This is a genomic window from Bdellovibrionota bacterium (assembly GCA_040386775.1).
GTDB lineage: Bacteria > Bdellovibrionota > Bdellovibrionia > Bdellovibrionales > JAEYZS01 > JAEYZS01.
On record JAZKEU010000022.1, the window covers coordinates 1 to 4,165 of the forward strand.

General features: G+C 40.5%; 3 protein-coding genes. 2 read left to right on the forward strand and 1 reads right to left on the reverse strand.

Going from position 1 to position 4,165, the window contains the following annotated elements:
* The first annotated feature begins 142 nt into the window (after positions 1–142).
* Both V4596_13445 and V4596_13450 read left to right on the forward strand, forming a co-directional pair.
* On the forward strand, positions 143–2,938 hold the full coding sequence (locus V4596_13445; GenBank protein ID MES2770144.1) for a pyruvate dehydrogenase: 2,796 nt from the start codon (positions 143–145) through the stop codon (positions 2,936–2,938).
* Between the two features lie 8 nt (positions 2,939–2,946).
* Positions 2,947–3,681: a hypothetical protein gene (locus V4596_13450; GenBank protein MES2770145.1), complete on the forward strand. Its 735-nt coding sequence runs from the start codon at positions 2,947–2,949 to the stop codon at positions 3,679–3,681.
* Positions 3,682–3,790: 109 nt separating this feature from the next.
* Here V4596_13450 and V4596_13455 read toward each other — a convergent pair whose 3' ends face one another.
* A complete protein-coding gene (locus tag V4596_13455; GenBank protein MES2770146.1) occupies positions 3,791–4,084 on the reverse strand; it encodes a hypothetical protein in 294 nt (97 codons plus the stop codon).
* Positions 4,085–4,165 lie beyond the last annotated feature (81 nt).

Consider the following 4,165-nt stretch of genomic DNA (forward strand, 5'->3'; position numbering starts at 1 on the left):
CACCTTTTCCTCAGATCTGCGTCATTTATGATGCGCATCTGAGGAAAAGGTGCGGCTCACCTTCTTGACTTGAACCCGCCGGCAACAGATAAGCTAATGATCTATTTTTGAATTTCGAAGCTTAATTTTTAAGAGGTAATTAATGGCAAAACCTTACGACATTAGTGTTTTAAATACGATTGCGCAAAGAGCGCTTTATTATGCCGTTCAGATGATTCACATCGCGAACCATAGAAAAGACAAAGAAAAAGGCGATCCCAAAATCGGTGGTCACCAATCTGCCAGCGCAAGCTCACTCCAAATTCTCGGGGCAATTCACCTGGTTTCAAAATCGGGTTTTGATCACATGGCGATCAAACCTCACGCCTCGCCTGCTGATCACTCTTACAATTATCTTTTGAATAATTTTTTAGATGAAAACAACAACCGTCTTCCTCAAGAGCTTCAAGAAATTGCTATGCATGGATTGAGAAAATTCTCTGACGATGGAACTCCTGTTTTCCAATCCTACCATTCTAAATACGATCCTGATCGTCACAACTTCTTACCATCAGGAACAGTCGGGATTCCGCCAGTTAACTTGGGTTATCTTGCACTTTCTTACAGATACGCTAAAGATCACGGGTATAAAGTGCCAGAGACCGCGCACTTCTGGGCTCTCTGTGGTGACTCGGAATTCCGAGAAGGTTCGCTCTTTGAAGCAATGCCTGAGTTTGCAGAACGTGAAATCGGAAACCTCACTTGGATCATCGATTATAACCGCCAGAGTTTAGATGGTCACAGAATTACAAATAAAGAAATCATCGGCTCCACTGATGACGTGAGATTAGCAAAAACCGCGGAAGCCAACGGCTGGGAAGTGTTTATGCTGAAACACGGCTCCATCAGACAAAAGCTTTTCAAAAAGCCAGGTGGCGATGTTTTCAAAAAGCTTTTAGACGAAGATTTAGCAGACTTTGAATTTCAATCTATGCTTCTAATCAAAGACAAAAAAGAATTAAAAAAACATTTAATAGAAAAACATCCCCAAGTGAAAAAATTTGTAGAAAGCGTGGATGATACTGAACTTCATGCATCTCTAAGAGATCTCGCCGGCCACGATTTTGAAATGATTATCGAAGCACTTGAGGCCAGCAAGAAAAACAAAAGAAAGCCTACTTTGATTGTTGCTCACACAGTAAAAGGCTGGGGACTTTCTGAAGCGGCGCAACCCGGAAACCACAACAGTCAGTTGGATCAACCAGAGATTGATGCTTTAAGAGAGAAAGAAGGCCTCCCTGCGGATCAACTTTTCAAAAAATTTGCAGAGAGCTCTAAAGAAGCAAAATTCCTAAAAACTCGTGGTGATGATCTTTATAAAGAAATTTTAAAACAGTATGAAATTAAAGAAGAGAACAAAAAATTCTTTAACGCAGAACTTGAAAAGCACGGACAAATTCCTGAGTCACTGGATATCAATTTAAAAATGGTAAACTACCCACACACACAGTGGATGTTGGGACAGTTGACAGCAAAGCTTACGCGTATTTCAAACACAGCGGACACAAAAGATGCCAAGCCATTAACAGATGCAGAGAAAGCATTTAAACTTCCATCAGAATTATTTGTATCTATGGCTCCAGATGTTGGAACCTCCACAAACTTGAATCCTGCGATGGATGGAAAAGTTTTCGGCGCTATGGATATCGAAGACTTCGAAAAAGAATTCTCAGTGAAAGACACAAAACTTCCAGATCTAGTTCCTGGTAGCGAAAAGTCAGATCGATTCATTCGTTTTGAAATCGCAGAATGCAACGTAATGTCTTGTGTGGGTTCATTTGGACAGATGAGAGATTTACTTGGAATCCCACTCTTCCCATTGATGACCGTCTATGATTTCTTTTTGAAGCGCGCACTGGACCAGTACTTTTACAACCAATACTGGAAATCTAGCTTCGTACTAGTGGGAACTCCAGCCGGCGTAACATTATCTCCGGAAGGTGCTCAGCACGGATGGAAGTCGGACTTCCAAATTCCAAACCAAATCGTTTGGGAACCGTTCTTTTGTAGAGAACTTGATTGGATTTTCTGCGATGCCATCAGAAGACATTTCTACTTTGATAATGACGGAAGGAACGGTCTTCACATCAGAGGCGTCACAAGAGGAGCTGACCAAAAAGAATTCTTGAAACGTTTGAAAACTCAAAAATTATTTAAAGTAGATCAATCTCAAATTCTTATGCCGCAAGGTCAGAATTATGAGGGCGCTGTCGACGAATCAACCGTGGATTCATTCAGTGAAGAAGAGATCATGAGTGCCGTAAGAAAAGATGTTCTTGCTGGTGGATACTACTTAATCAACTACGAAGGTTACGCTGGATACGAACCAGGTGATAACGTAGTAAATATTTTCTCTATGGGCTCACCGACCACAGAAGCGATTGCTGCCTCAAATAAGCTTTTAGAAAAAGGCATTTATGCCAACGTGATCGTGGTGACTTCAAATGATCTATTGATTGGAACGTTAGCCGAGCAAAATGATCATCATCACTTAAGACAAAAACTTGGGATCAACTCTAAACTTTACCTTCACCCAACTCAAAGCACACAATCACAGGCGGATCTCGTGACTTTGGCCGGCAGAAGAATTCCAATCGTGAGTGTTCATGATGGGGAGCCAGGACTCTTAGACAATATCGGCTCCATCATCGGCGTAAGACATGAAGTTCTTGCGGTGAAGAAACATTCTAAATGCGGAAGACCTTCAGAAATCTACAAGTACCACCACATTGACGCAGACTCTGTTGTCGAAGCGTGCGGGAAAGTTCTTTCTGAAACTGCATTAGAAGAAATCCAAGTTTCTAAATCGGTTTTAGAATCCGTAGGAAATTATTCTTCGCGAACAAATGACTGGCGAGAACTTTGGCCGCAAACTTCGCCGAACACAACTAAACATTAAGAGTTCGCGTGAAGTTAATCAATCAAGGCGAAATTATAAAGTCTCCGAATAAAAAACATCCGGAGACTATTGTATTTGTTCCTTTCTTTTTCGGAAAGAAACCACAAATGCGTCGCCATGCCGAGTTTATGGCAGAAATTGGTTACGATTCGGTAATCTTTAATCTTTCTTACAAACCCACAAAGGTTATTCCAAAACTTCGCAAATCGCTTTCTCTCGGTTGGGGGATTAAACACGTTTGGACGAGAGAGATCACAAAAATCTTAGACACTATCCCAGGCGATAAAATTTTATTCTCATTTTCAAATCCGACAACGGCAGCCCTGGAAACTATTGCCCTTCGAAATGCCAAAGATGTTAAAGCTTTGATCTGCGATGGGGGTCCATTTTACGATCTCTTAAAGTGCAATTGGAATTTCTTTATTCATGCAAAACCTCAAAAAAATCCTTTAAAAAGAATTGGCTGGAATATTTACGCTCGTGGAATTTGGACGATTGATCACGAAAAGGAAATCAAAAGAGATTTAAACTCTCTTCCGAAAGACTTCCCTATTCTTTCCATTAGAGGATGGCTTGATCCACTCGTACCAACCTCAGCCATCGACAAAGCTTTCGCGGGTCACGATCAAATTGACTTAGAAATTCTAAACTTACCTGAAGGCGGCCATCTCGACGGCCTTAAAAAATTCCCAGAGGTTTACAAACCGCGAGTCGCAGATTTCTTATCTAGTATTTCGAAGTGATTCTTAATCTTGAAGATTTTTATTAAATTGGCAGCTGTAGTTTTCACCTAAGAGCAATACCTGTCTTTTATACATATACACTCCTCACTATAGAGAAAAAATATTTCTGTTACTTGATGTTAACAGTGCACTTTCCAAATACAACGATAGGTAATCTGCTCCAAAACCCCACAGCGACATCAATACTTTTTGGATCTAGAACTCCTTGATATTTTTCAGCACAGTTTTTATTGAGCCTATCAACAGCCTCTTGATTACTCCATTTAGCACCTATAACACGTGATCGGCTGGTATTTACGTAAATTTGATGAGTTACAGTAGATGCATATGTCGTCGTACAAATAAGTATTAAGCTCACAACAGCCATTAATTTTCGCATAGAAATTATAGATTTTTTAATCATAACTTTTATCTCCTAGATAGTTAAATAAGCTGCTCACAAAAAAATTGCGGCCTTGGTGGGGGAACCAAGACCGCTTAGGGG